The sequence below is a fragment of the Paracoccaceae bacterium Fryx2 genome (genome assembly GCA_032334235.1).
Lineage (GTDB): Bacteria > Pseudomonadota > Alphaproteobacteria > Rhodobacterales > Rhodobacteraceae > JAVSGI01.
Genome location: JAVSGI010000005.1, coordinates 337,243 through 359,031 on the forward strand (window position 1 = coordinate 337,243; position 21,789 = coordinate 359,031).

At 64.1% G+C, this 21,789-nt stretch carries 18 protein-coding genes; 5 read left to right on the top strand and 13 right to left on the bottom strand.

Annotation, left to right across the window (positions count from 1 at the left end):
* Position 1 precedes the first annotated feature (1 nt).
* Entirely contained in the window at positions 2–1,429 is a 1,428-nt protein-coding gene (locus RNZ50_10900) for a haloacid dehalogenase-like hydrolase (GenBank protein ID MDT8855512.1), read from the top strand.
* Positions 1,430–1,583: 154 nt separating this feature from the next.
* Here RNZ50_10900 and RNZ50_10905 read toward each other — a convergent pair whose 3' ends face one another.
* Positions 1,584–2,408 (bottom strand): response regulator transcription factor, encoded by an 825-nt coding sequence (locus RNZ50_10905; protein ID MDT8855513.1) that lies wholly within the window; start codon positions 2,406–2,408, stop codon positions 1,584–1,586.
* Between the two features lie 353 nt (positions 2,409–2,761).
* Between RNZ50_10905 and RNZ50_10910 the strand changes: the two genes are divergently transcribed.
* On the top strand, positions 2,762–3,805 hold the full coding sequence (locus RNZ50_10910) for an IS5 family transposase (protein MDT8855514.1): 1,044 nt from the start codon (positions 2,762–2,764) through the stop codon (positions 3,803–3,805).
* Between the two features lie 646 nt (positions 3,806–4,451).
* On the opposite strand, the gene RNZ50_10915 is transcribed toward RNZ50_10910, so the two are convergent.
* Both RNZ50_10915 and RNZ50_10920 read right to left on the bottom strand, forming a co-directional pair.
* A complete protein-coding gene (locus RNZ50_10915) occupies positions 4,452–5,477 on the bottom strand; it encodes a UDP-glucuronic acid decarboxylase family protein (protein MDT8855515.1) in 1,026 nt (341 codons plus the stop codon).
* 50 nt (positions 5,478–5,527) lie between these two features.
* On the bottom strand, positions 5,528–6,667 hold the full coding sequence (locus RNZ50_10920; GenBank protein ID MDT8855516.1) for a sugar transferase: 1,140 nt from the start codon (positions 6,665–6,667) through the stop codon (positions 5,528–5,530).
* Positions 6,668–6,763: 96 nt separating this feature from the next.
* On the opposite strand from RNZ50_10920, the gene istA reads away from it, so the two are divergent.
* Entirely contained in the window at positions 6,764–8,302 is a 1,539-nt protein-coding gene (istA, locus tag RNZ50_10925) for an IS21 family transposase (protein ID MDT8855517.1), read from the top strand.
* A gap of 12 nt (positions 8,303–8,314) precedes the next feature.
* Positions 8,315–9,076: an IS21-like element helper ATPase IstB gene (gene istB / locus RNZ50_10930; GenBank protein MDT8855518.1), complete on the top strand. Its 762-nt coding sequence runs from the start codon at positions 8,315–8,317 to the stop codon at positions 9,074–9,076.
* On the opposite strand, the gene RNZ50_10935 is transcribed toward istB, so the two are convergent.
* The 10 genes from RNZ50_10935 to RNZ50_10980 form a co-directional block, all read right to left on the bottom strand.
* Positions 9,011–9,523 (bottom strand): hypothetical protein, encoded by a 513-nt coding sequence (locus RNZ50_10935; GenBank protein MDT8855519.1) that lies wholly within the window; start codon positions 9,521–9,523, stop codon positions 9,011–9,013. The genes istB and RNZ50_10935 overlap by 66 nt on opposite strands.
* Positions 9,524–9,704: 181 nt before the next feature.
* Entirely contained in the window at positions 9,705–10,598 is an 894-nt protein-coding gene (locus tag RNZ50_10940; protein ID MDT8855520.1) for a WecB/TagA/CpsF family glycosyltransferase, read from the bottom strand.
* A gap of 629 nt (positions 10,599–11,227) precedes the next feature.
* A complete protein-coding gene (locus tag RNZ50_10945) occupies positions 11,228–12,427 on the bottom strand; it encodes a DegT/DnrJ/EryC1/StrS family aminotransferase (protein MDT8855521.1) in 1,200 nt (399 codons plus the stop codon).
* On the bottom strand, positions 12,424–13,422 hold the full coding sequence (locus RNZ50_10950; protein ID MDT8855522.1) for an NAD-dependent epimerase/dehydratase family protein: 999 nt from the start codon (positions 13,420–13,422) through the stop codon (positions 12,424–12,426). The genes RNZ50_10945 and RNZ50_10950 overlap by 4 nt, the downstream gene beginning before the upstream one ends.
* A gap of 12 nt (positions 13,423–13,434) precedes the next feature.
* A complete protein-coding gene (locus RNZ50_10955) occupies positions 13,435–14,547 on the bottom strand; it encodes a DegT/DnrJ/EryC1/StrS family aminotransferase (protein MDT8855523.1) in 1,113 nt (370 codons plus the stop codon).
* A complete protein-coding gene (locus RNZ50_10960) occupies positions 14,544–15,563 on the bottom strand; it encodes a Gfo/Idh/MocA family oxidoreductase (protein MDT8855524.1) in 1,020 nt (339 codons plus the stop codon). Before RNZ50_10960 ends, RNZ50_10955 begins: the two co-directional genes overlap by 4 nt.
* Positions 15,560–16,093 carry an acyltransferase gene (locus RNZ50_10965; GenBank protein MDT8855525.1) on the bottom strand — a complete coding sequence of 178 codons (534 nt, stop codon included), beginning with the start codon at positions 16,091–16,093 and terminating at the stop codon, positions 15,560–15,562. Before RNZ50_10965 ends, RNZ50_10960 begins: the two co-directional genes overlap by 4 nt.
* Positions 16,094–16,495: 402 nt before the next feature.
* Positions 16,496–17,137 carry a NeuD/PglB/VioB family sugar acetyltransferase gene (locus tag RNZ50_10970; protein MDT8855526.1) on the bottom strand — a complete coding sequence of 214 codons (642 nt, stop codon included), beginning with the start codon at positions 17,135–17,137 and terminating at the stop codon, positions 16,496–16,498.
* A 357-nt stretch (positions 17,138–17,494) separates the two neighbouring features.
* Positions 17,495–18,246 (bottom strand): IS5 family transposase gene (locus RNZ50_10975; GenBank protein ID MDT8855527.1). Its coding sequence is split into 2 segments (ribosomal slippage): positions 17,495–17,916 and positions 17,916–18,246, totalling 753 coding nucleotides; the frame shifts between segments, so codons are not numbered across the junction.
* A gap of 102 nt (positions 18,247–18,348) precedes the next feature.
* Positions 18,349–18,597, bottom strand: coding sequence for a hypothetical protein (locus RNZ50_10980; GenBank protein MDT8855528.1), 249 nt, complete (start codon positions 18,595–18,597; stop codon positions 18,349–18,351).
* Between the two features lie 331 nt (positions 18,598–18,928).
* Here RNZ50_10980 and RNZ50_10985 point away from each other — a divergent pair, with 331 nt between their 5' ends.
* A complete protein-coding gene (locus RNZ50_10985; GenBank protein ID MDT8855529.1) occupies positions 18,929–21,703 on the top strand; it encodes a right-handed parallel beta-helix repeat-containing protein in 2,775 nt (924 codons plus the stop codon).
* Positions 21,704–21,789: the final 86 nt, after the last annotated feature.

The window sequence follows — 21,789 nt, forward strand, 5'->3', positions numbered from 1 at the left end:
GATGGATACCGGTGAACCCCACGATCCGCATCTTGCCTTGCCCCGCCCGGCGCTTGATGCGCTGGCGGCCTTTGACGGCCCGGTGCTCGTGGATCTTGACGAAACGCTTTATCTGCGGAACTCGACCGAGGATTTCATCGATTCCGCCCGGCCGGGCATTCTGGTGATGCTGGTGCTGAAACTGCTGGAGATCGTGGCCCCGTGGCGCTGGACGGGCGGCCACGAGACGCGCGACGTGTGGCGCGTGCGGCTGGTGGGGGCGCTGTTCCCGTGGGTGTGGCCGGCCTGGCGCGCCCGGTGCCGGCCCCTTGCGGCCGAGCACGGCAATGCGGCGCTGTTATCGGCGCTGGCAACGCGCCAGCCCTTGCCCATCGTCGTGACCGTGGGGTTCCTGCCGGTGGTCACGCCGCTGATCGCGGCCCTCGGGCTTGCCGGGGCGCGGGTCGTGGCAGCCCGCCCTGACCGCTTCAGCGACCGTTCGGAAGGCAAGCTTGCGCTTGCCGCCGGGGCGCTTGGACAAGACCTCGTGCGGCAGAGCATGGTCATCACCGACTCGGTCGCGGACCGCCCGCTGCTGGATGCCTGCGCGCAGCCGCTGCGCGTGATCTGGCCGGAGGCCCGCTACCGCCCGGCCTTCGCCGGGATCTACTACCCCGGGCGATACATCCTGAAGGTCAAGCGCCCGGACGACCGGCTTTACATCGCGCGCAGCATCCTTTGGGAGGATTTCACGCTCTGGGTGCTGTGTTCGGTCTGGGTCGCGGCGCTGCCCGTGGCACATCTGGCGGGGCTGCTGCTGCTGCTGGTGTCTTTCTGGGCGATCTATGAGCGGGGATACGTCGACAACGATCTGGTGGCCGAGCGGTTCGAGGCCAGCCCGACGCTCAGCCGGACCTTCGGCAAGACCGAGGTCGCCACGCCGAGCGTCGAGCCGTGGCTCTGGGCGGCAGGCTGCGGCACTGCGGCCATCGTGGCGCTGCGCTGGCCGCAGGTGCCGGCATGGTCTGATCCGGTGGCATGGGCCGGGGTTCTGCTTGCGACATGGCTCTGGTTCCGGCTTTACAACCGCTTCGACAAGGCAACCCGAGTCTGGCTTTACCTCGGGTTGCAACTGGCACGCAGTGCGGCCTTTCTGGTGCTGGTGCCGGTCGTGGTCCTGGCGCCGGTCGCCATCGCGGCACATGCCTTCGCGAAGTGGCTGCCCTACATCCTGTATCGCGCAGGGCGCGAGACCCGGGACTGGCCCGGCATCCCGACCCACCTGGTCCGGGTACTGTGCTTTGCCGCGCTGGCCCTGGTGCTGGTTGCTGCCGAAGGGCCGCAGGCCGTGTTCCAGGCGTCATCGGTGGCGCTGCTGCTTTTCTTCGCCTTCAAGGCGCGCAGGGAGTTCATGGCTGTCGTGCGGTCTGCACGCCGCATCGACAGATGAGCCATCAGGGCCAGGGGCACGAAGGCTGGCCCGGCTGGCCCGGAAGGGCGGTTCGCGGACGCCGGGCCGCAACCCTGCGGAAGGCGCCCGCGCGCCGCAGGGTCAATGGGGCACCTCTATTAATGCACAATTCCAGAAGGCGCATCGCATTAAATCAATGGGTTACGCCATAGGAAAGCCGAGAATGTCGTATTAATAGAGGTGCCCAATGGTGATCGGGCGCGCCGAAATACAGCCGGTTCAATTTGAATGCGGCCTCGGTCCGGTTTGTCGCCTTCAGCTTCTTCATGATGTTGCGGATGTGAACCTTCACCGTGCTTTCGCACAGGTTCAGATCATAGGCGATCACCTTGTTCGACTTCCCGCAGCGAAGGGCGTCGCAGATGTCGATCTGACGGTTGGTGAAATTCTCTTCCGACAGGGACTTGCGGTGTTGATCGGGCCGTTCGCCGAAAAGATCGCGCAGCGCGATGATGCTGGCCTTGGGAAGAAAGATCCCGCCGGTTGCCGTCAGTCGTGCCGCCTCGACGATATCGTCGATTCCAACCGACGTGGGCATGTACCCCTGAGCCCCGCAATCGAATGCGGCGATCATCTCGCGAATGTCCTCGGACGCGCCGAGGATGACGACGGGCGTCGGCTTTGCCCTTTCCACGGCGGCCCTGATGCTCGCGGCGCAGGCCGGATTGGTCGGTTCCTGCGTTCCGATGTTCAGCAGGATCGTTGCGCGTTCCCGGTCCGAAGACCCGCCCAATGAAAACCACTCTTCGACAGAGCTGCGCCCGACGATCTCGATCCCCCGTTCCTTGTGGGTCATCGAGACATAACGGACGAAGGCTTCCCTCTCCAGGTTCCGGGAATCGACGACCACCATCGTCAATGTTGCAGATTTCGTCGCATTCTGCACCACCGCATGCACTTTGACGGTGTTGTCTCCGCGATCTCTAGGCCCCAACGGGCTGATATTCCTGTGTTCCAAAGGTATCCTCCACTCTCAAATAAAGTTGCTAAGCACGTCGTTACATTAACGGACTCTTAACGGAATTTGAGTTGGACTTCGACTCTAAAATTCCCGGACAAACAATCGGCTTTTAGTTGAAGTATCAAATTGAATGCACGTAATGCGTGTAAGTTCCGAGCTAAAATATCAAAATGACAGTCATATTCTTGCTTTGGATCAGTTTTGAATTGAGGGACTGCGGGGTTCTACAGCTTTAAATGGAAACTGCGTTTCATGCGGCCGTCTTCCCAGGTATAGGGCACCTCTATAAATTGCCCCATCCCCCGCACTTCGGTATGGTGAGACAGTGAACTGGCATTGGGGATGCAACGATGGCGCAGATGGGTTTTTTCGATCTTTCGGACCGTTACGCGAGCCTCGATGCCAAAAGGGATCCGCTGGTCGAAATTGATGCCGTCGTGCCGTGGGAGGAGTTTCGTCCGGCTCTTGAGCGGGTCTGGCGCAAGCCTGTTGCGGATCGCAAGTCCCGCGCGGGGCGCAAGCCGATAGATGCGGTGCTGATGTTCAAGACGCTGGTTCTGAGCGCGCTTTACAACCTGTCGGATGATCAGATCGAATATCAGGTCCGCGACCGGCTTTCCTTTATGCGCTTCCTGGGGTTGGGCCTTGGTGACCGGGTGCCCGACGCCAAGACGGTGTGGCTGTATCGCGATGCGCTGGCGCAGGCCGGCAAGGTGGAGGAGTTGTTCGGGTTGTTTGACGGTCATTTGGCGCGGCGGGGCTACATTGCGCGCGGCGGTCAGATCCTGGACGCCTCCATCGTGCCGGTGCCGCGCAATCACAACACGCGCGATGAAAACGCAACGATCAAGAAGGGCGAGGTCCCCGAGGATTGGGCTGATAAGCCAGCGAAACGGGTGCAAAAGGATGTGGACGCACGTTGGACGAAAAAGCACGGCAAGAGCCACTACGGCTACAAGAACCATGTGAATGTGGACCGCACGCATAAGCTGGTCCGGCGCTACCACGTCACCGACGCCGCTGTGCATGACAGCCAGGCAGTGGATCATCTGCTGATGCAGGGCAACACCGGGTCTGGCGTGTGGGCGGATGCTGCTTATCGGTCCGAGGAGATGGAGGCCAAACTCCGCGCCTTAAAACTGAAAAGCCACATCCACCGCAAGGGCAATCGGGGCAAGCCGCTGACCGACCAGGCCAAGGGCAGCAACCGCACCAAATCCACCGTGCGGGTCCGGGTTGAGCACATCTTCGGCGCGCAGGCCAACGACATGGGCGGCACCCTGGTGCGCACCATCGGCTTGGTGCGGGCGAAGGCCAAAGTCGGCATGAAGAATCTCGCCTACAACATGCGCCGCCTCGGCCAACTGGGTCGCATCAACCCGCACCCAGCCTGAAAACGGTCGGCCAAGGACGCAGATCGCCCCGCGCATCGCTAAAAACGGCCCTGAACCGAAGGTCCGCGAGGCGAAATGGGCGGCAGATCATAAAAACCAAGGCAACAATCGGTCAGCTGAAGGTCGCTGCCGCGCTTCGGGCAGAACCTGCTATGCCGTTGCCGCGAAAACAGTCAAAAATCGAGGTGCCCTATAGGTGATCGCCTTCCTCTGCGCGGGAATGGCCTTTCTGTTGCGAAGGCGGCCACCCCGGCACCGACATGTTGATGCGATCAGCCTCAAAATCACCAATGTCAGGATCAGGAAAAGGTGTTTTCGGCAAGTCTGATCAACTCGGGTTGCTGCTTCGCGCGGGCGGCGCTCTACCTGTGGATGATCTGATTCCGGAAATGCAGGCCGTGGTGGAAAGTTTCGTCCGGAGCCTGCGATATTTGTATGTGATCAAATGGTTGACGAGAAAGCCGGGCACGACTGATTCGGAATGGATCGGCCGACAGGTGCCCCGCCACAGAAAGGTGCAGCGGTGAAACCGGAGCCCCGCGGGGCCTGACACTTCCAGGCTGCCGACCGCAGACAGGGAACGGGGGCGGGCGCGGCCGTTCGGTGGCGGTGCCGGGGAAAGGGGCCCCGGCACGCCGATGTGGCCCTACACGTAGGGACTGCTGGCCAGAACAGGCGCGGCACCGGGATAGACCCGTTCCGGTTCAGCCTCTGCAGCGCGGTTCGTGCCGGAAAGCCGCGCATCAAGGGCGAGGATCGTCCGCTCGAGACCGACCCGCAGCGGCACCAGCGGCTGCCACCCAAGCTCTTTCTGGGCCCGGGTGATATCGGGGCGCCGCTGCCTGGGATCATCCTGCGGCAGGGGCTTGAAGATGATCTCGGAGCGCGAGCCGACAAGCTCGATCACCATCTCGGCCAGCTCGCGCATCGTGAACTCCACGGGGTTGCCGAGGTTGATCGGGCCGGTCACCTCGTCCGCCGTGCCCATCAGGCGCACGAAGCCCCGGATCAGATCGTCAACATAGCAGAACGACCGGGTCTGCGTGCCGTCGCCATACAGGGTGACGGGTTCGTTGCGCAGGGCCTGGACGATGAAGTTCGACACCACGCGCCCGTCCGACGGGTTCATCCGCGGCCCGTAGGTGTTGAAGATCCGCGCGACGCGGATGCTGACGCCGTATTGGCGGTGATAGTCGAAGAACAGTGTCTCGGCGCAGCGCTTGCCCTCGTCATAGCAGGCGCGCGGCCCGATCGGGTTGACGTTGCCCCAATAGGATTCCGGCTGAGGATGCACCGCCGGGTCACCGTAGACTTCGCTGGTGGACGCCTGGAACACCTTGGCCTTGACCCGTTTCGCCAGACCCAGCATGTTTATCGCGCCATGCACCGAGGTCTTGATCGTCTGCACCGGATCGTACTGGTAGTGAACCGGCGAGGCCGGGCAGGCGAGGTTGTAGATCTCGTCCACCTCGACATGGATCGGGATGGTCACGTCGTGCCGGATCAGCTCGAACCGCTTGTTGTCGAGCAGATGCAGGATGTTGTCGCGCGAACCCGTGAAGTAGTTGTCCATGCACAGGACATCATGCCCTTCTGCAAGCAGTTTTTCGCAGAGGAACGACCCGAGAAAGCCTGCCCCCCCCGTGACCAGTATGCGTTTGCGGTCATGCATTTTATGTCCGTCCTTGTGAATGCCGTTTGTTGTCGGGAATGAATCTTCTGTCAGTGGGCGCCGTTCCTGCTCACGACGGCGGAAAAGGTCTTCAAGACGAGGTGGAGGTCGAACCAGACCGAGCGGTTGTCGATGTAGAACCCGTCAAGCTGCTGTTGCAGGTCGATGTCGGCATTGCTGCGTTCCGAGACCTGCCACAGCCCGGTGATCCCCGGCGTGACCGAGCAGCGTTTCCGGCGAAAGACCTTGTCCATCGCATCGAGGTGGTAGAACGGGAACGGCCGCGGGCCGACGATGCCCATGTCGCCAACGATCACGTTCCACAGCTGGGGCAGTTCATCGCAGCTTGAGGAACGCAGGATCGACCCGACACCGGGAAGGATTCTGGGGTCCGACTTCAGCTTGAAATGGGTCTGCCATTCGGCCTGGGCCTCGTGGTCGCGGGCCAGCAGATCCTTCAGCCGCTGTTCGGCATCGCGATACATGGTGCGCAGCTTCAGCACCTGGATGGTCGATCCGTCGCGGCCTTCGCGGGCCTGCCGGTAGAAGACAGGGCCGGGGTCGGCAAGCCGGATCGCCAGACCAGCCAGAAGGATGACCGGCGACAGCAGCACCACGGCCGGCACCGCGATCAGCAGGTCGAGCGCCCGGCGCACGGCCCGGCCGGTGCGGCCCGGGTTCGGGCTGCGCAGGGTCAGGCCGATCCGGCCGTTCAGGCCCGCCGGTTGCAGGCCCGACACCCGCAGGCCGGGAAGGTCGGCCAGCAGGATCACGTCGTCATACTGGCGTTGCAGGGTCGCGAGCCGATCGGGGTCGCCGAGGATTTCCGCGCCTGCCAGCACCGCCGCGTTCTTCTGCCGGGGCTGCGCGATTCCTTCGGGCGCACTGTCGGCAAGGCGCGGATTGATGCCGTAGTGCCAGTTCTTGCGGAAATGGGTTGCCAGGTCCGGCCGGCCCGGCACGTCGACATCCTCGCCCCACAGCCCGGCGCGGCGCAACTGGCGCAGAACAAGCGACCGCAACGGCAGTTGCAGCAGCAGCGCGACCAGCAGGCAGAGCCCGATCTGCACCGCGATACCCCCATCGGCCAGAAAGGCAACGGCCCCCAGCCCGGAAACGGCAAGGGTCGCGGTTGACTGCGTGTTTCGCTTGATGGTGGGCATCGATTTCACGGGATCATGGGCAGTCATTTCGCGTGAAGCTGGGCACTGATTTCGCGGGATCGCGGGCAGGTCTGGTCGGCAAATTGAGGATAGTTGCGCCTTCAGGAATGAAGGGGTGGCTTGATGCCGACAGGACGATTGAACATGCGCCGGATACGAGATGTTTTGCGATTGAAGCTTGGGCAAGGCCTGAGCGAGCGGTCCATTGCCGCTTCCCTCGGTCTGAGCAAGGGGAGCGTCGGAAGCTACACCCAACGGGCGCGTCATGCCGGGCTCACGTGGCCCTTGCCGGAGGGGATCGATGACGACAGCCTTGAACTTCTTTTGTTTCCAGCCCCGCCCACGGTGCCGGACGCGGAGCGGCTTGTGCCCGACTGGGCGGAGATTGACCGCGAGTTGCGCCGCCCTGGGGTGACGCGGATGCTGCTCTGGGAAGAATACCGTGCCGCGCACCCCGGGGGTTTTGCCTATACTTGGTTTTGCACGCATTACGAGGCTTGGAAGGGTCGGGTGCGCCCGACGATGCGCCAGACACATGTGGGCGGCGAGAAGGTGTTCGTCGACTTTGCCGGCGACACCATCGACGTGATCGACCCCACGACCGGCGAAGCGCGGGCCATGAAGCTGTTCGTGGCGGCAATGGGGGCATCGAATCACACCTATGCCGAGGCGGTGGCATCGGAGGGGTTGGAAGATTGGATCCTCGCGCATATCCGGATGTTCGCCTTTCTGGGCGGCGTGCCAAAGGCGGTGGTTCCGGACAATCTGAAGTCCGCCGTGATCAAGGCAGACCGGTTTGATCCGGGGCTGAACCGGACCTATGCCGAGATGGCGGCGCATTATGGCACCGCCGTTCTGCCCGCCCGGCCGCGCAAACCCCGGGACAAGGCGAAGGTGGAAGTGGCTGTCCAAGTGGCACAACGCTGGATTCTGGCGCGGCTGCGGAACCACCGGTTCTTCTCATTGGCCGAGTTGAACGTGGCGATCCGGCGGCTGCTGGACGAGTTGAACATGCGCGTGATGCGCGGCTATGGCGCCAGCCGCGCCGATCTGTTTGCCACTTTGGATCGGCCCAATCTTCAGCCCCTACCGCCCGAACCTTATGTCTTCGCCCGCTGGAAGCGCGCCCGCGTGGCACCCGACTATCACGTTGAGGTCGACAGCTCATGGTATTCCGTGCCCTTCGCGCTGATCAAACAAGAGGTCGATGTTCGCACAAGCGGCCAGACGGTCGAGATATTCCATCGTGGTCAGAGGGTTGCGAGCCACGTGCGCACCCCGGGGCGGCGCAGCCATGTCACCGTGGCCGACCATATGCCATCGGCCCATCGTCGCTTTGCCGAATGGACCCCGGCCAGAATGCTGGCGCAGGCAACCAAGACCGGCCCCGCCGTCGCCGCCTTTTGCGAGATGGTGATGGCTGACCGCCCCCATCCTGAACAGGGGTTCCGCACCTGCCTGGGTGTGCTGGCCTTGGTCAAAACCTATGGGCCGGAGCGCGTTGATGCGGCCTGCCAGCGGGGTGTGACCATCCGGGCCCGCACCGTCACCTCCATTCGTTCGATCCTCAAGACCGGCCTCGATCGCGCCTTCCTGGAAGGCTCCGAAGAGGTCGCCCCCCTCCAGCACGCCAACATTCGTGGCGGCAGCTATTACCATTGAGAAAGGACTAAAATGCTGACCCATCCCACCCACGACCGACTGTTGGCGCTCGGCCTGACCGGCATTGCATCGGCGCTCGAAGAACAACGCAGGTCAACCGCCTTCGACGCCCTCTCGTTCGAAGAGCGTCTCGGCCTGCTGGTCGACCGCGAGGCTGCAGAGCGCGACACCAAGAAACTGGCCTCCCGGCTCAAGTTTGCGGCTCTGCGCCAAGATGCCAGCGTCGAGGATCTGGACCTGCGCAGCCCACGTGGTCTTGACCGCAGTGTCATGGCGCATCTTGCCGATGGCGGCTGGATCGCCCGGCACGAGAACCTGCTGATAACCGGGCCGACCGGTTTGGGCAAAAGCTGGATCGCCTGCGCCCTTGGCCACAAGGCGTGCCGGGATGGGCGGCCCGTCCTCTATCAACGTGCGCCGCGCATGTTCGAGGCCCTTGCTCTGGCCCGTGGCGATGGCCGCCATGAACGCATCCTCAAAACCATCGCCCGCATGGATGTGCTGATCATTGACGATTGGGGCCTCGCCGTCCTCACCGCCCCGGAGCGCCGTGACCTGCTGGAAATCCTCGAAGACCGCCACGGCCGCGCTTCCACCATCGTCACAAGCCAACTCCCCGTTGACCAGTGGCACGAAGCCATCGGCGACCCAACGCTCGCAGATGCCATCCTCGACCGCCTCGTTCACAACGCACACCGCCTCACCCTCTCAGGTGAAAGCCTGCGCAGGCGCTCCGCCGTCACAAAAAAGCTTGACCAAATCGTTCAAGCCTGACTCCATGAAAGCGTCGGCCAGCCTGCCCACGATCCCGTGAAATGACTGCCCAGAATGGCGCGAAACGCGTGCCCACGATCGCGCGAAATCAGCGCCCATTCTCCGCGAAATCCGCACGGTTGACGCCAGAACCCGGCGGCGGAGAAGTTCGTGCTGGTGCAGCCTGTAGCCCGGGTAAAGCGAAACCGCGGCGTAAAGGGCAATCGTCGTCAGCGACGCGAACACCAGGCCCCGCAGGAAGGCCGGGGCAGAGCCGTCCACCGCACCAAGGCCCGCCAGAAGCCCGAAGGCAGCGACCAGGCTTGCCGCGTCGGCTGCGACCAGCGCCGCCCGGCAAAGCTGGCGCCGCAGGGCCGGACGGGTGCGGGATTGCGACGTGTCGGCGTGCTGGGCCGGGAAATGCGCGGGATGCAGCAGATCGCCGATGTTTTCATCAAGATCCTTCAATTGATCCTCCAAGGTCTTGCAGATTTCACCCCGCCGGTGAAGCACCTGTCCGGATTGCGGACCGGGAGTGCGGACGGGGAACCATCGTGCAGCATCGTCATTCGTGAAAAGCGGGTCGGACGTTCAAAGCGGATCATGAAATCTCCAGTCGTTTGTCCCGGCAAACCGGGTGCGGCACCCCCTACTCGGGGTGGGGCGCGGGATCGGGCGCAGGCAGCCCGCCAATCCGGGCGGTCTCGATCGGGAACGCCCGCAGCCCGGTCTTCTGGGCGATCACCAGCCCGATGAAGCTTGGCACCGTGACCATGTAGCGCCGCCACAGCCGCCGGGGTTCGCAGGCAAGGCGGAACAGCCATTCAAAGCCGCTGCGCTGGATGAAACGGGGCGCCTGCGCCTTCATACCCGCGTGAAAGTCGAAGGCGGCGCCGACGCCGATCAGCAGGGCAGGGCGCAGACGGTCGCGCATCCGCGCCATCCACAGCTCTTGCTTCGGCGTGCTGAGCCCGACCCAGACGATATCCGCACCCGAGGCATTGATGCGCCGGGCGACCTCGTCCTGCTCGGCCGGTGTCAGTTCCCGGAAGGGCGGCGACCATGTGCCCACGATCTGCGCGCCGGGAAACTGCCGGGTCAGGGAGTCCGACAGCTTTTCAAGGATGTCGTGGGTCGTGCCATACAGGAAATGCCGGACCCCGGCGGCCCGGCCCTGATCGAAGACCTGCAGCATCAGGTCGGGCCCGTAGACCCGGTCCGCGGTCTTGTGGCCCGCCTGGCGCAGCGACCAGACCAGCGGCATTCCGTCCGGCGTCACCATGAAGGCCTCGTTGTGGATGCGGCGCAGTTCGGCATCCTGCTGGCAGCGGATCACGCCATGGGCATCGCGGATGCAGATGTAGCCCTTTTCGTCGCGCGCAATCGCCCGCAGGATACGGCTGGTCGCCGTTTCAAGGTTTACGGCCGAGATGCGGACCCCGAGCAGGTTCATCCACCCCTGCAACGGCGTCCCGCGGTGCGGGCCCGGCGCACCCGACCAGACATCCGCCCCATCGCCGGTTCGATTCTGCTGCGCCGACATGGATGCTCCTGAAATCACTGTTCGATGTCCTGACTGTAAGGCAGATGAAATCTTCTTTACTATTAACTGTTTGGCGCATCCCGCCCTCGTCGGGCTATCCGGAGGGAGCAGCCGCCCCCGCCCTTAACCCTTTGGGATGGGGGCGGGGGGGGACCATGCCACTTTCGCGCAGAACAGGTCGAAATCCGGTCGGGCGTGTCGGTTTCGGGATGCAGCATTGGCCGGGTCGGCACCGGCTTTGGAAAGCGCAGGCCGATGCATCGCCGGGCAGGAGTGCCGAAAGTTTGGGCAGGCGGGTGCGCCCCAGCCGTCAGGGCCGGGCAGGCCCGTCCGATGCCCGCCGCATTGCGAAAAGGGCCGGCCGCACCTTGGCGGCGGCAAGCCGAGGATCGGGGGCAGGATGGCCGCGAGGGTGCAAGCCCGTGCCCGCAAAGCGGCCGCGCCGGGGCGGACGGGCGCCGCATTCCAGGGGGGGATCAGGGCGAGCCACAGGGTCGTCGCGCCGATCTGCACCGATCTGCACCGATCTGCACGGGGGGCGGCGGGCGGTCAGCGGCAGGTGCCGCGCACAAGAAAGGCACGGCCCCGCCCGGGTCTTGCCCGGACGGGGCCGATGTCTGGCCGGGGAGTCACGCGGTTCTCGCGCCGCGATCCCAGTTGCGCGGTCGCCCGCCGCCAAGCCGACCGCCACTTTTCACCAGCGACTCCAGCAAGGCCGAAACCACTGTCATCTGCATGGCATCGGTCATTTGCGGGAAAAGCGGCAACAGGAGCGAATGGTCGCGCGCCCGTTCGGAATGGCGCAGGTCGTGGCGCTGCGGCAGGTCGCTGTGGGCATTTTCCATGTGGATGCACATCACCCCGCGTCGCGTGGCGATACCGCAGTGCAGCATGTGCTGCATCAGATCAAGCTGGATGATGGTCGGGTCGAGCCTGACACAGTAGCTTTGCCAGTTCGACCTGGCCCACTCGGGTTCCTCGGGTGCCTGCACGCCTTCGACATCGCGCAACAGCCGGGCGTAGGACGCGGCCAGCACGCGGCGACGCGCCAGGATTTCCGGCAGGCGCTTGAGCTGCTCGCGCCCGATCGCCGCCTGCATGTCGGTCATGCGGTAGTTGTAGCCCTGGACCGGATAATCCTCGAAGATCACCAGGTTGCTGCGATGGCGCTGCGCATCCGACACCGACATGCCGTGCTGGCGCCACAGCCGCAGCTTGGCGTCCCAGTCGGGGTTCTGCGTCGTCAGCATTCCGCCTTCGCCGGTGGTGATCACCTTGCGCGGGTGGAACGAGAAGCACACGATGTCGCCATGCGGCCGCCCGATGCTGGTCCACTCGCCGTCGATGCGAATGCTCGCGCCGATCGCGCAGGCCGCATCCTCGATCACGGCAAGGCCGTGCGCGCGGGCAACGGCAAGGATGGCCGGCAGGTCGCAGGGCATCCCGATCTGATGCACGCAGAGGATTGCCCTGGTCTTTGGCGTGATCGCCCGGGCAAGCGCGGCCGGATCCATGTTGAAGCTGTCGGCCTCGATGTCGACGAATACGGGAATGCCGCCGCACTGGCGTATCGCATTGGCCGAGGCGATGAAGGAATGGCTGACCGTCACGACCTCGTCCCCGTCGCCGACCCCCACCGCCAGCAGCGCCAGATGCAGCGCGGTGGTGCAGTTCGACACGGCGCAGGCATGGGCCGCGCCGACCATGTCGGCAAACTCGCGCTCGAAAGCGGCCACCTGCGGGCCTTGCGACAGCCAGCCCGACAACACGGCGGCGCTGGCGGCCTCGGCCTCCTCCCGGCCGACCATGGGCTTGGCGATCGGGATCATTGCGCGGCTCCCGCGAACTGGGCCCGCTCGTTCTGCCACCATGCGATTAGTTCCCTCAACCCCTCGCTTGGGGTGATGCGCGCCTCGAAGCCCAGTTGTTCGCGGGCGGCCGAGGCCGAGGCGAGCCTGCGCGGCACCGGGTTGACCGACCGTTCGGGCAGATGTTCCGGCACGAGGTCGGGCCGCCCCATTTCCGCGCTCATCAGCCGGGCGAGGTCGAGCAGCGAGGTTTCGGTCTGGCTGCCGACGTTGAACACCGCATCGGTGGCCCCGGCCTTGGCCGCAAGGATGTTGGCCCGGGCCACGTCGCGGACATGGATCATGTCCATCGTCTGAAGCCCGTCACCGAAGATCAGCGGCGCCTCGCCGCGCGAGATCCGCTCCATCCAGCGCACCATGACCTCGGTATAGCGGCCGTGGATGTCCATCCGGGGGCCATAGACGTTGAAGTAGCGCAGGGCGACGTAGTTCAGCCCGTACATGTCGTTGAACGACCGAAGCAACCCTTCGCCAAAGGTCTTGGCCGCGCCGTAAAGCGTGCGGTTGCCGTAGGGGTGGTGCGTCTCTTCGGTCGGAAAGCTGGTCGCCATACCGTAGATCGAGGCCGAGGATGCCATCACCACCTTGCGCGTGCCCGATTCCACGCACAGCTGCATCAGGTCGTAGGTCGCATCGACCATCACCGCCATCGCATCGTCGGGGGCGTCGACGCAATGGGTGATGCGCAGCGCCGCCTGGTGGAACACGGTATCGCAGCCCGTCACCAGCTTGCGCATCAGCGCCTTGTCGCGGATGTCGCCGTGGGTCAGCGTCACCCGCCCGCTGGCCAGCGCATCGGCCAGGTTGTCCACCCTTCCGCGCACCATGTTGTCGACGATGACCACCTCGCGGCAGTCCTCGTCCAGCAGCAGATCGACGATGTGCGAGCCGACAAAGCCGGCACCGCCCGTCACCAGCACGCGCTTCCCGCTCAGGACGTTGTTCTTTCCGGTCACGATGTCATCCTTTCAGGCAACCGCCGCGGCGGGTTCCGCGGCATGAAGGTTCACCGCACCGATCACGCGCTGAACGTCGCCGGGGGTGAGTTCGGGGTAGATCGGCAACGACAGCGTCTGCCGCGCGAAGGCTTCCGACACCGGGAAGTCGCCGGGGCCGTAGCCAAGGTCGGAATAGGCCGGTTGCAGATGAACCGGGCGCGGGTAGTGCATGTTGGTTGCAACCCCGGCGTCCTGCAGCCTGGCCTTCAGCGTCTCGCGGTCATCGACCTCGATCACATAGACATGGCAGACATGGTCCTGCCCGAAGGGTCCGGCCGCACGGCGTATCGTTGGCGACAGCCCGCTGTCATAGGCATTGGCCACCCGCCTGCGCCCTTCGTTCCACGACTCGAGCCGCGTCAGCTTCACGTCCAGCGCCGCGGCCTGCAACGCATCCATGCGGAAGTTGAAGCCCTGCATCACATGGTTGTACCTGCCCTTCTGTCCCCAGTCGCGCAGCGACCGGATCTTTTCGGCATGTTCGGAACTGTCGGTCGTGATGGCACCGCCCTCGCCGCAGGCCCCGAGGTTCTTGCCCGGATAGAAGCTGAAGCAGCCGATGTCGCCGAAGGCGCCGGCCTTCTTGCCGCGCCGGGCGCCATGGGCCTGCGCCGCATCCTCGATCACCACCAGCCCGTAATGCCGCGCGATGACGCCGATCGCCTCCATGTCGGCAAGACGGCCGTGGAAATGCACCGGCAGCACGGCCTTGGTGCGCGGCGTGATCGCGGCCTCGATCAGCGAGGGGTCCATCGTCCAGGTCACCGGATCGACATCGACGAAGACCGGCGTGGCCCCGGCGTAAAGGATGGCCGCGACCGTGGCCACGAAGGTGGCCGGAACCGTGATCACCTCGTCCCCCGGTCCGACGCCTGCCGCCAGCAGCGCCAGATGCAGCGCCGAGGTGCCCGAGTTCAGGGCGACGGCGTGTTTCGTGCCGCAATAGCGCGCGAAGTTCTGCTCGAACGAGTCGACCGTTTCGCCCAGAATGTAGTTGCAGCTGCGCAGGGTGGCCAGAACGGCGGTCTCCAGTTCCGGCTGAAGGGTCTGGTATTGCGCACGAAGGTCGAGAAAGGGAATCATGATGCCTCCTTCAAGGCTGCAAGTTCGATCGGTTGGCCACGCATCTGGGTCGAGCGCGAAGCCGCGGCGAGGAGTTCCACCACGCGCAGCCCGCTTGCCCCGTCGGTCAGGGATTTCGCGCCGGTTTCGAGGCAGCGTTTGAATTCCTTCATTTCGGTCTGGAGCGCCTCGGTGGTTGACAGGGCCGGCGCCCACATGTCGCCCAGCCGGTAGGACACCATCTGCTGGTAGGGCGTGTCGCCCACCGTGGCGCCGCGGTCGTAGATCTTGACCTTCTCGCTGGTCTGCATGTCGTCGTAGATCACCATGCGGCGGCTGCCGCCGATCAGCGTCTGGCGCAGCTTGACCGGCGACAGCCAGTTGACGTTCAGATGCGCCATCGACCCGTTGTCGTAATAGATCGACAGGTGCGCCATGTTCTCGGGCCGGTCCTTGAGGAAGCCCGCCGCACTGGCCGAGATCGCGACCGGCGAGGCGTCCAGCAGATAGTCCATGATGGCGAAATCATGCACCGCCAGATCCCAGATCACGTTCACGTCGCGCTGAAACAGGCCGAGGTTGACCCGCGTCGAGTCATAATAATACACGTCGCCGATCTCGCCCGCGTCGATCAGGGCGCGGATCTTCTGCACCGCGCCGGTATAGACGAAGGTGTGATCGACCATCAGCACCAGGTTGCGCCGTTCGGCCTCGCGCACCAGCATGGCGGCCTTGGCGGGCGTTTCGGCCATCGGCTTTTCCACCAGCACGTGCTTGCCGGCCCTGAGCGCCGCCAGCGCCATGTCGAAATGCGTGCTGACCGGCGTTGCGATCATCACCACATCCACCTGCGGGTCTGTGACAAGGTCGTGCCAGTCCGCGGCCAGCCGTGCCGCCGGGTGGCGGCGGCTGGCGCGTTCCCGCGCCGGGGCGAGGGCATCGGCGATCATCTCGACCTGCATCCCGTCGGTTTCCGACGCTGCGCGGGCCAGGTTCGGGCCCCAGTATCCATATCCGATTACACCGACGCGGATCATGACATGCTCGCTGATTTGGGGGCCAGGGCACCATTGCCGATCACGGACAGACCGCCGTCGCGCGACCGCACGTCGCCGATCACCCGCGCGGGCACGCCCGCGACGATGGCATGGTCGGGAACATCGCAGGTCACCACCGCGCCGGCGCCGACCACGGCGCCTTCGCCGATGGTCAGCCCGCACAGGATGGTTGCGTTCGAGCCGATCGAGGCGCCGCGCTTGACCAGGGTATCTTCGGATGTCCAGTCGCCGTCGCGCTGGACAGAGCCATCTTCATTTGTGCTGCGCGGCAGGCGGTCGTTGGTGAACATCACGCCATGGCCGACGAAAACGCCGTCTTCCAGCGTGACGCCGCTGCACAGGAACGAATGCGACGACACCTTGCAACGCGCGCCCACCACGCAACCACGCTGGATCTCCACGAACGGCCCCACACGGCTGCCCTCGCCGATCCGGCACTGGTAGAGGTTCACGAGGTCGGGGTGGGTGATCGTGGCACTTTCTGCAATCTTGCAATTTCTTATCGGCATGGTACCTCCTGAAACGAATTGGCGCGGGGATTCCCAAAAAATCTGTCTGGTGCGAACGGGGTGCGGGACTGAATCGCGTTTCAACTCCACGCCAGAGGCTAGAGCCAAACCGTCGCGCGGGAACCGCATCTTTCTGACAAATGGCCGGCCGCGGGCTTACCCCAAAAGGATGATGCCCGGGTATGCCCTACCGATTCCGGGCCGACACCCGCGCAATTCCTGCATCAAAGAGGCATTCGCAGACCGATGCGGCGGGACGCATACGCCGGAATGGCAATGCGCTGCGGCCGGGCGCCTTTCAGGGTGGCGTTTGCGGTCAAATGGCCGGTCCCTTGCGATTGCGCAACCCGCCCCGGGTTCCTTGCTGCCCGTTGCCAAAGCAGAGGGGCCCGAACCCGGCAATCAGACCCGGCGCAGCAGCCGCGCCGGATTGCCCGCGACGACCGATCCGGGCGCTACGTCGCGCAGCACGTTGGCAGCCATGCCGACCAGACTGCCATCGCCGATCGCAAGCCCGTTCCGGATCGTGCTGCCGCTGCCGATATAGCACGCCCTGCCGACCTTCACGCTGCCGGCAACCACAACCCCCGATCCCAAAAGGGAATAATCGCCGACCACGGCATCGTGATGCACGACCGTCTGCGGCAGGAGCATCACGTGGTTGCCGATCACGGCGTTGGACGTGATGACGACGCCCGGAAAGACCACGGCGCCGTGCCCCAGCAGGCAAAGCCGGGAAACGCGGGCCGCCGGATCGACGATCGTCGCGAAACGGGTGTCGGGCAGCCCGAGGCGTGCGACGATGTCATGCCGGTGCGGGTAACTGCGCTCGGATCCGATCATGCAGACCACCTGCGCATCTGGAAATGCCGCGATGTCGGACATCGGCAGGATCGGCGCATTCTCGACCCTGCGACCATGCAGAGCCGGATTGTCGTCAAGCCATGCCACGATTTCAAAGGACGATTGCAGCGTTTCCAGCGCATCGAGCGCGTTTCCGTTGAAACCGATGACGACCAGCGGCGCTTTCTGCATTTCCGGCATCCCCGAATGTCGCATCTTCAAAAGTTCACGATACTGCATGTCGATTGGGCCATCCAATGAAAACTTTCCCAGAATGGCGATCGGGGTTTAAAATGCGCGACGGTGTATCAGGCATGTCGGGATGCAATCCGGAATGGCCCGCCGATGTTGCAGCGCCTGGCGGTTCTGCGGCGGGGCATCGGGCGGCGATCCGGCGGTTGATCCGGGCCGGACCCACGCCGGCCCTTCCGGCACCGGCCATCCTCGCGATCAAGGATTGCAGGGGCGAAGGCAGTCGAATCTGCCGGTCGGGGCGATGGCGCTGTACGTCCCGAGAATGTGGTTATCTAATTGAATTTTATTAGGGCGTGTTGACGTTCACCGGAGCCGGATGACGGTTGATGCGAGGGAGATAAATGCGCTGAAACTGGTGTCGGTCTTGCAGCATCTTGTTGCTATACCCCTATATTCCTTAAGTTTTCCAAAGAAGTTCTCGATCAGGTGACGCCATTTATAGGTGTCGCAATCGAACTCGGCAGGGAAACGGCGGTTGGATTTGGGCGGGATAACCGCCTCAATCTTGGCCTCCGCCAGCATCTCGCGCAGCCAGTTCGCGTCGAAAGCACGGTCCGCGAGGAGCTTTCCGCAGGATAGCCCTTCGATGAGCGCCGCCGTGCCCCGCAGGTCGTGAGCCTGTCCCGGCAGCAACCGGAAGTCGATCAGGTTTCCGAGTGCGTCTGTCAACGCCATGATCTTGGTAGTTATACCGCCGCGAGAACGCCCAATGGCTTGACTTTGAGTCCCCCTTTTGCGCCCTGACCGTGACGGTGGACTTTGACAATGGTTCCATCAATCATGGTGTATTCGAAGTCGCTATCTTCGGCCAACGCCCTGAACATACAGTAGAAAGCGTCTGCTTTCACCCATCTGCGGAACCGCTTGAATACTGAATTCCACTTGCCGAAGTCTTCTGGCAGGTCGCGCCAGGGGCTGCCCGTGCGGGCAATCCACAGCACCGCCTCAACGAAAAGACGAGGGTCGGGTCCGGTGCGGCCGGGGTCGCATGCGCGGCCAAGACAGTGCGGAGCGATGGTTGCCCACTGGGCATCAGTCAGAGTAGTGCGGATCAAGGTTGCCTCCCATGTTGGCAACCTTGAATCAGTCAGCGGGTGATTTGGGAATCCTCAAACGTCAACAGGCCCTAGTCTTGCACTGATTCTCGGGTTTGAGCCTCAGAACGCGCGTCGGCAGTGCAAATCGCGGGCGCAGGCGCCTTTTGACAGGATTCCCGGCGGATCAAAGCCGCCGCCGCCGATCTTCTTGCGCCCCGTGATGCTGTCCGGCGGCAGTCTTCCAAAAATATTTGGAATCCGCATCTTACCGCCTTCTTCCCGCGGAGATGAAAACGCGTGACAGCGCCTTTCTGGCAGTTTCTTGCCGAGAATATTCAATGCGCGCAGACCGACTCTTGAGTCCGTCATGCAATGCCAATAGGTTCGGGATCAGAAGAAACGAGCAGATAATCCAGCCCTTTGCATCATGTATATGCCAGTCGTTCCTTGGGGCGACAGGTGATCAAACCGGGTCAGGAACCCAAGGATCCGAGAGAATCGACTGCGGTCGCGAGATGCGCGCATGTCGAATTCATGACGGTCGCGATATCATTACGGTTCGTTCTGTCCGTCGGATTTGCGCTGCAAGTCCGTGTCGGCTTCAGGACATTTTTACGAGTGAAGCGCAGAAATGTCTAGAAAACCGAGGAGTCAAACAGTGAACCTGCATGTCCCAACATACCCGCAAGACGATCCCGTCATGATCCTTCCTGCTGCCCGCGCCCGCCTTTCCGACCTTGCCGCGCTCGGCTGGTTGCAGGGGGATCTGGCAGGCCCTGAACTGGCAGCGCAACTGGAGGCGATTCAAGGCGAAACCGAAGCCGACCTCCTGTCCGAAGCGGTTGAGCCCGGCACCAGCCTCGACAACGGGTTTGGCCTGACCGACGGCGCTTCCCCGGGCGGCGAGCCGGAACCGGACGCCGTTTCCGTCCTCGACGACGGCTTCGAGCCGCCGCAATCGGACGGGTGGGCGGACTCGTGGCTTTCGGAGCAGGCGAATGCCGATACCTGGGCCGAGGCGTTCGCCGGATACGGTGACGGCGCCGCTGCGTCCGGCGGCACCATCCGGGGCGCGCAGGTCGCGCCCCCTGCGCAGACCGCGGTTGACGACGGGCAGCCGGCGCTCCGGTCCGCGTTCCTCGACATGCCTGCCACGGCCGATGCCGGCGGCATCACGTTCCTGGCCGCAGACGGCATCGAACTGGCGCAGGCCGATGCCTCGGCCGGGATCAGTGCGGCTGCGGCCGCCGGGCGGACGTTCTACGTCTCGACCAATGGCAGCGACAACGGCGACGGCAGCGCGGGCAACCCGTTCCGCACCATCACCCGCGCGATCGAGAATCTCGGCGCCGGCGACGAGGTGATCGTCAAGGCCGGCACCTACAACGAGTCGCTCAACATCAACCGGGGCGGATCGGCGGACGGCTACGTGACCATCACCTCCGAAACGCCCGGCGGTGCCCTGATCCGGCCGCCCTCGGGGGCGTGGAACGCCATCAGCGTCAACGCCAACTACGTGATTGTCGACGGCTTCGACATCGAAGGCCGGAGCGGCGACGGGATCGAGGCGAACCACGTTCACCACGTCAAGATCCTTAACAACACCATCCACGGCGCGGGCGAATCCGGCATCCAGTTCAACTGGTCCGAGTTCATCACCATCGACGGCAACGAGACCTACGACAACGGGTCAAGCGGCTGGTTTTCGGGTATTTCGATCTACCAGAACCGCAACATCACCGGAGACACCACGACGCCCGGCTTCCGGACCATCGTGAGCAACAACATCTCGCATGACAACGTGACGAAAGCGGGCCAGCACACCGATGGCAACGGGATCATCATCGACGATTTCCAGAGCACCCAGACCGGCGGTTACCCGAGCTACACCTTCCCCACGCTGGTCGAGAACAATCTGGTCTACCAGAATGGCGGCAAGGGCGTGCAGGTCACCTGGAGCGACTATGTCACCGTGCGAAACAACACGGCCTGGCACAACAACCAGGACCCGCTGAACACCGGCACCTGGCGGGGCGAACTGAGCAACTCGCAGTCCAGCAACAACACCTGGGTCAACAACATCGCGGTGGCGGACCGCAGCATCAACAGCAACAACACCGCGATCGACAACACCTCTTACGGCGGTTACGTCAACAACGTCATCTGGGCCAACAACCTGACCTTCAACGGCACGGCCGGCCAGTCGTCGGTCAGGACCGATGGCGGGAACGCCATGCCGAGCGCGGCAAATGGCAACATCCTGGGCGTCGATCCGGGGTTCATGGGGGCGCCGGGCGATTTCCGGCTTGGCATCGGGTCGGCGTCGATCGACCGGGGCACGGCGAACTACGGCCTTTCGGCCTACGATCTGGACGGTTTCCAGCGTGCGGTCGGCAACGTGGACCTTGGCGCCTTTGAAAAGAACTCGGTGAGCGTCGTTCCCCCGCTTCTCGGGACCGCCGGAGATGACAACCTTGTGGGTGGCAGCGGCAACGACACCATTTCGGGGCTGGCAGGCAATGACACGCTGGAAGGCCGCACAGGCGACGACACACTTCTGGGCGGCGACGGCGACGACCGCCTGCAGGGCGATGCGGGCAACGACCTGCTGAGCGGGGGCAACGGCACCGACACGGCAGTCTTTGTCGGCCCGACCGCGACGACGGTCAACCTTGCCGTGACCACCGGGCAGGTCACCGGCCACGGGACCGACACGCTGACCGGCATCGAGAACATCGTGACGGGTTCGGGCAACGACGTGCTGACCGGCGACGCCCAGAACAACCACCTGTCCTCGTTCGGCGGGGATGACAGGCTTTCGGGCGCGGCGGGCGATGACACCCTGCTTGGCGGCAGCGGCAATGACAGCCTCTACGGCGGCGACGGGAACGACCGTCTGGTGGGCGATGTCGGCAACGACCTGCTTGATGGCGGGGCCGGAATCGACATTGCGGTCTTCACGGGCACGGCTGCGGCAACCGTCAACCTGTCCCTCACGACGGCACAGGTCACGGGGCACGGCACCGATACGCTGATCAACGTCGAGAATGTCCGGTCCGGGTCCGGCAACGACCGGCTGACCGGCAGTTCGCTTGCCAACAAGCTTGTCTCGGCAAACGGGAATGACGTGTTGAACGGGGCAGGGGGCGACGACACGCTGCTGGCGGGCGACGGCAACGACGTGCTGAACGGCGGGTCCGGCAACGACCGCCTGTGGGGTGGTGCGGGCGCAGACAGTTTCCAGTTCTGGGCCGGCGGCGGGGCTGACGTGGTCAAGGATTTCGAGGACAACGTCGACACCGTCTGGTTCGATGCGGCGCTTTGGGGCGGCGGAGCCGGCACTCCGGCCAGCATCATCGCCTCGCATGGCGCGATCGTCGGGGGCAATGCGGTGTTCACCTTCGGGGCCCATGTGCTGACCATCGAGGGGGTCACCAACCTGAACGTCCTGCTGGACGACATCTCGATACTCTGACGACCCCGAAAGACCGCCCGGGGCCGACGGTCCGACCTGCGCCGGCCGCCCGGGCGATGCACAACCCTTCAGGGACGACCCGATGC

Bases quoted from the DNA above. Each gene is read 5' to 3' on its own strand.
- RNZ50_10900 (MDT8855512.1), top strand. From the start codon at position 2: ATGGATACCGGTGAACCCCACGATCCGCATCTTGCCTTGCCCCGCCCG.
- RNZ50_10910 (MDT8855514.1), top strand. From the start codon at position 2,762: ATGGCGCAGATGGGTTTTTTCGATCTTTCGGACCGTTACGCGAGCCTC.
- RNZ50_10915 (MDT8855515.1), bottom strand. From the start codon at position 5,477: ATGCATGACCGCAAACGCATACTGGTCACGGGGGGGGCAGGCTTTCTC.
- RNZ50_10920 (MDT8855516.1), bottom strand. From the start codon at position 6,667: ATGACTGCCCATGATCCCGTGAAATCGATGCCCACCATCAAGCGAAAC.
- istA (MDT8855517.1), top strand. From the start codon at position 6,764: ATGCCGACAGGACGATTGAACATGCGCCGGATACGAGATGTTTTGCGA.
- istB (MDT8855518.1), top strand. From the start codon at position 8,315: ATGCTGACCCATCCCACCCACGACCGACTGTTGGCGCTCGGCCTGACC.
- RNZ50_10940 (MDT8855520.1), bottom strand. From the start codon at position 10,598: ATGTCGGCGCAGCAGAATCGAACCGGCGATGGGGCGGATGTCTGGTCG.
- RNZ50_10945 (MDT8855521.1), bottom strand. From the start codon at position 12,427: ATGATCCCGATCGCCAAGCCCATGGTCGGCCGGGAGGAGGCCGAGGCC.
- RNZ50_10955 (MDT8855523.1), bottom strand. From the start codon at position 14,547: ATGATTCCCTTTCTCGACCTTCGTGCGCAATACCAGACCCTTCAGCCG.
- RNZ50_10960 (MDT8855524.1), bottom strand. From the start codon at position 15,563: ATGATCCGCGTCGGTGTAATCGGATATGGATACTGGGGCCCGAACCTG.
- RNZ50_10965 (MDT8855525.1), bottom strand. From the start codon at position 16,093: ATGCCGATAAGAAATTGCAAGATTGCAGAAAGTGCCACGATCACCCAC.
- RNZ50_10970 (MDT8855526.1), bottom strand. From the start codon at position 17,137: ATGCCGGAAATGCAGAAAGCGCCGCTGGTCGTCATCGGTTTCAACGGA.
- RNZ50_10980 (MDT8855528.1), bottom strand. From the start codon at position 18,597: ATGACGGACTCAAGAGTCGGTCTGCGCGCATTGAATATTCTCGGCAAG.
- RNZ50_10985 (MDT8855529.1), top strand. From the start codon at position 18,929: ATGATCCTTCCTGCTGCCCGCGCCCGCCTTTCCGACCTTGCCGCGCTC.